This window comes from Nitrococcus sp. (genome assembly GCF_059432795.1).
In genome coordinates, this window is sequence record NZ_JBXWZQ010000214.1 from 1 (window position 1) to 4,576 (window position 4,576).

General features: G+C 59.7%; 4 protein-coding genes. 3 read left to right on the forward strand and 1 reads right to left on the reverse strand.

Translation table 11 applies throughout. The features are described 5' to 3' along the window. Window positions 1-497: 4-alpha-glucanotransferase (locus AC52Q4_RS15055; protein ID WP_495537615.1), on the forward strand; the 497-nt coding region annotated here is incomplete at its 5' end. Next, entirely contained in the window at window positions 494-3,040 is a 2,547-nt protein-coding gene (gene treY / locus AC52Q4_RS15060; RefSeq protein WP_495537616.1) for a malto-oligosyltrehalose synthase, read from the forward strand. The genes AC52Q4_RS15055 and treY, both read left to right, overlap by 4 nt. A 142-nt stretch (window positions 3,041-3,182) precedes the next feature. Here the strand turns inward: treY and glk are convergent, their stop codons facing one another. Beyond that, window positions 3,183-4,145, reverse strand: a complete 963-nt coding sequence (gene glk, locus AC52Q4_RS15065) for a glucokinase (protein WP_495537617.1) — start codon at window positions 4,143-4,145, stop codon at window positions 3,183-3,185. A 143-nt stretch (window positions 4,146-4,288) separates the two neighbouring features. On the opposite strand from glk, the gene AC52Q4_RS15070 reads away from it, so the two are divergent. Then, window positions 4,289-4,534 (forward strand): transposase, encoded by a 246-nt coding sequence (locus AC52Q4_RS15070; protein WP_495537618.1) that lies wholly within the window; start codon window positions 4,289-4,291, stop codon window positions 4,532-4,534. The last annotated feature ends 42 nt before the right edge of the window (window positions 4,535-4,576 follow it).

A 4,576-nucleotide genomic window follows, 5' to 3' on the forward strand; every position in this document is an offset into this window, starting at 1 on the left:
CGCTCATGGCGCAGCGTCGGCTTCATTCCTACAAGGTTTTCTTCTTAGAGGCCGATAAGGCCGATCCCTCATTCCTGGCCGGTTGGCCGCGTGATGCACTGGCCTGCTTTGCCACCCACGACATGCCAACTTTCACCGGCTGGTGGACCGGCGCAGACATCGAGCTTTACCGCGCCCTTGGTTCGATGACGGCTGAAGAACAGCATCGCCGTTTACGGGAGCGCGACGCCAAGCGTCGGGCACTTGCGCGCCGCTTTGGCGCACGCTCGATGGAACGCCTTTCACCACTCCTCCATGGCGCTATCGCCGGGGCGCCTTGTCGACTCATGGCGCTGCAGGTCGAGGACGCTCTTGGCGTTGCGGAGCAGATAAATGTACCGGGCACCGTGGAGGAATATCCCAATTGGCGGCAGCGTTTGCCTATACCACTCGAGCGGCTAGCCGTTCACCCAGGTTGGTGTGCTCATACAGCCGCCATGCGGCAAGCACGGCCATGATGATCCCGCCACGTGCCACCTATCGCCTCCAGTTTCGTCAAGGAATGGACTTTGACCGGGCCGCATCGCTGGTGCCTTATTTGAAGAGGCTCGGCGTAAGCCATCTCTACGCTTCACCGATCTTCAAGGCGGCAACCGGTTCTACGCACGGTTATGATGTCATCGACTACCAGCGTTTCGACGACGATCTCGGTGGCACAGCGGGTTTCGAGCGCCTCTCAGGGGCATTGAAAGATGCGGGACTCGGTCTAGTTCTCGACATCGTGCCGAACCACATGGCCGCGACGAGCGAGAATTCCTGGTGGCGCGACGTACTGCGCCACGGGGTCAATAGCGCGTATGCCGACCATTTCGATATCGATTGGTCCGCGCCCCGTCTCGTCCTGCCGGTTCTTGGCCAATCTTATCGTGCAGCCCTTGAGGCGGGCGAAATGGTTCTTGGCTATGAGCCGGACGGTCTCATACTAGCTTACCAAGACCAGGTTTTTCCGCTCGATCCGGCAAGCTGGAATCTAGTGCTCAAATCGGCCGGGATCGATTTGCCCGATGCTCCTGCCAAGCTTCTCCACTGGATCGACGATCCCGCCAATGCGGGGCAACTCGCCGAACGGCTGTCGAGGTGCTCGCAAGATCGGGCATTGGTGCACAGCGTCCACGAGGCACAGCACTGGCGGCTTGCTTACTGGCGCGCAGGGCGAGACGCGCTCACCTATCGGCGTTTCTTCGAAATCACAGATCTCGTCGGCGTGCGCGTCGAGGACGAGGCGGTGTTCAGCGATGTGCACAGTTACGTTCTCGCACTTATCGAGGCGGGGCATGTCGACGGCCTGCGGATCGATCATATCGATGGACTCTCTGATCCCCTATGCTATCTGGCAAGATTGCATGATTTAGCTCCGAGCACGCCGATCTGGGTGGAGAAGATTCTCGCCCCGGGCGAATCCCTCTCTCGGGGATGGCCTGTTGCCGGCACTACCGGCTATGAGTTTGCTGGCTTGGTCGGCTCCCTTCTAACTAACCCGAGTGGTGCAGTTACGCTTAGCGATGCCTATCAGGCTTTCACAGGTGCTTCTTGCGACCTGGAGATGATGTGCGCCAAGGCGAAACGCGAAATTCTCACCTGGAATCTCGCCGCCGAGCTCGAAATTCTTGTTCACCTTGCCCACGAAGCGGCGGCACAAGACGTTACGGCGCGGGACTGGGGAGCCGACACGCTGCGTCGAGCACTGGTGGCACTCGCGTGCGCCTTGCCCGTCTATCGCACCTATCTTGCTGGCATCGGAGAGAACGAGAACGACACCGCAGTTCTGACGCAGGCCAGCCACCAAGCTCAAAGGACAGCCGGACTCGAGGACCCGTCAGCGATTGACGATCTGGTGCGTCTTATTCGCTCAGGCGTTGGCCCGCAGGCCTTAAGACTGCGCACGCGGTTCCAGCAGACCACCGGCGCGCTTACAGCGAAGGCAGTGGAGGACACTCTCTTCTATCGCTACAACCGTCTGATCTCGGCAAACGAGGTCGGGAGCAAGCCGGATCCTCTGGGTCTCGATCCAGCGTCCTTCCATGCAGCTATCGTCGCCCGCGCCGTGGAGCAGCCAAGCGGAATGTGTGCCACCGCCACCCACGACACCAAGCGCGGCGAAGACGCGCGAATGCGCACTGCTGCCATTTCTGAGGCGCCCTGCGAGTGGAAGGATGCCATCCGCGCCTGGGACGCTATGCTGGCCGATACGGACGCGCCAGAGCCCGAGATGCGGTGGCTGTTCTATCAGGCGCTCCTCGGCGCATGGGATACCTCAGATCCCGCAGATCTTACCGGACGGATGACCGCTTACGTTCTAAAGGCTGCGCGCGAGGCAAAGCAGGCCACAACCTGGACCCATCCCGACCAGTCTTATGAAACTCGCCTCACCGATTTCGTCAAGCGCGCGCTGGCAGAGCCGGCCTTCATCGAGGCCTTCGAAACCAGGGTCCGCACCTTCATCGCGGCCGGTGCACGTAAGAGTTTGGTACAACTCGCGCTCAAACTGATGCTTCCTGGTGTGCCGGACATTTATCAGGGCACCGAATGGGCCGATATGACCCTTGTAGATCCAGACAACCGCCGTCCGGTGAACTTTGCCCAACGAGCCGCCGCCTTGGATAGTCCCGACTGCTGTCCCGACGTGTTCTCCCAAACAAAGATGGAACTTATGCGCCACCTGCTAGCGCTTCGCGCCGAGGTGCCGCAATTCTTTACGAATAACGATCTCGTTGCGCTACGAGCGTCTGCTAGCGTACAAGGTCGTTATCTGGGTGTGGCACGTCGCCATGGCGACTCCCTTCTAGTCGTCCTGGCGGAGCTCTCCGCGCCGGACACGCGTCCGTTGCACGGCCCGCACTTCTCCCTGCCGTCAGCGTGGCACAATGCCACCTACGACACGGTCTGGCCAGTCAACGCTGAACTCTTGCAGACGGAAGGAAATATTGGTCTGGCTGATGGTTTTCAAGATACGCCACTGGTGGTGGCGCGAGGGGCTTTGGCCGCTTCGTATGCTCCGTGAACCCGTTCTGTGTTGCGGCGCACGCCCGGTGCGGTTCAGTCGATTGGGTTTGATTCGCCCGGAGATCACGCCGCCCTCAAATTTCCACCGACGCCGAGACACGACCCGCGCTCAGTAAACAGCGGTCTATGGATGTATTGGTTTACGCACGGATAACAGTGGCAGCGCCTTTGAGCGTGGCGTCCTTTGAAGTAATCATATAGATTGGCACAGGTTTAAGATAACCAGTCAGTCGGCCCTTGTTTTCAAATGCCCGCCGGAATAGGCTCGCGGTTAGGTTCGCAAGAATATTGGGCGCGATGCCCCCTCCAATATAGACGCCGCCACGGGCGCTAAAGAACAATGCCGCGTCTCCCGCAAATCGACCGAGCCAAGTGACGAAGTACTCCAACGCGCGCACGGCGTTCCCATCAGTGTTCATGCGAGCTCGTTGAACGATGTCCGGAGCGGTCAACGCCGCGTCAGCCTTCTCTTTTGTGTTGGACAGTGCTCGATACGTCGCGACAAGCCCCGGTCCCGACAGAACCCGCTCCGCCGAAACCCGTTGCCATTCCTTGCCCAGGCGCTGCAATAGTGCGAATTCGTCCGCATCCATCGCGGCAAACGATGCATGCCCCCCTTCGCTCGCAATGGTTTGCCACTCGTTGGCGGCTCGGATCAGTGCGGCCACGCCGAGTCCGGTTCCAGGCCCGAGCACGACCTTTGGAGCGTTAAGAACCGGCTCCTCTCCGCCGATTTGACACGTATCAGCGGGACCAAGCAGTGGCAGGGAACGAGCGAGCGCTTCGAAATCATTCAATATGATCATGGAGGTGAGCCCCAACGCCGATTTCAGCTCCTGGCGTGAGAACCACCACGGTGAATTGGTCATCTGAACGAGATCACCGTCAAGGGGGGCGGCGACCGCAAGGGCGCCGACAACTGGCCGCCCATTGCACTCCTGCAGAAACTTCTGAGCCACCGTCTCCAAGGAAGGGAACGCGGCACGAGGGTACCGCCGAAACTTATGGATGACGCCAGAGTGTAGATCAGCCAAAGCGAAGCGGGCATTGGTGCCGCCAATGTCGGCGACAAGAGCCTCCGATTCGCGATTATGTGTTACCATGGCTGTTCCTTTAATATTTATTCAGGATAATCTTTCCCGTTCAGTTTGTCGAGCGAAAGGAAGTACGAAGTCCACGCTGTGAGTAGGCGTATAATAATACCAATTGCACATTGGCACGTCGGCAGATCGGGCAGGAGGTTCTGGTGTTCGGCGATCCGGTCTCGGAGTGCAGCCGGACGCTGGACGGGCTGGCAGGCCTACTGGATTGGGCCGCAATCGACACCGCTCTCAGCCCGATTTATGCCTCGACGAAGGGCGAAGAGGGCTGGCCGCCGCTGGCACTGTTCAAGGCCCTGTTGCTTTCGATCTGTTACGACCTTTCGGACGAACGGCTTGCCGACACTGCGGCATCTGGCGAAGCGAAGTCGGGACGCAGGCACGGTTCCTAAACGCAGAGAACGTTCGCCCCCAGTCGCGTCCGCTCCGCCACT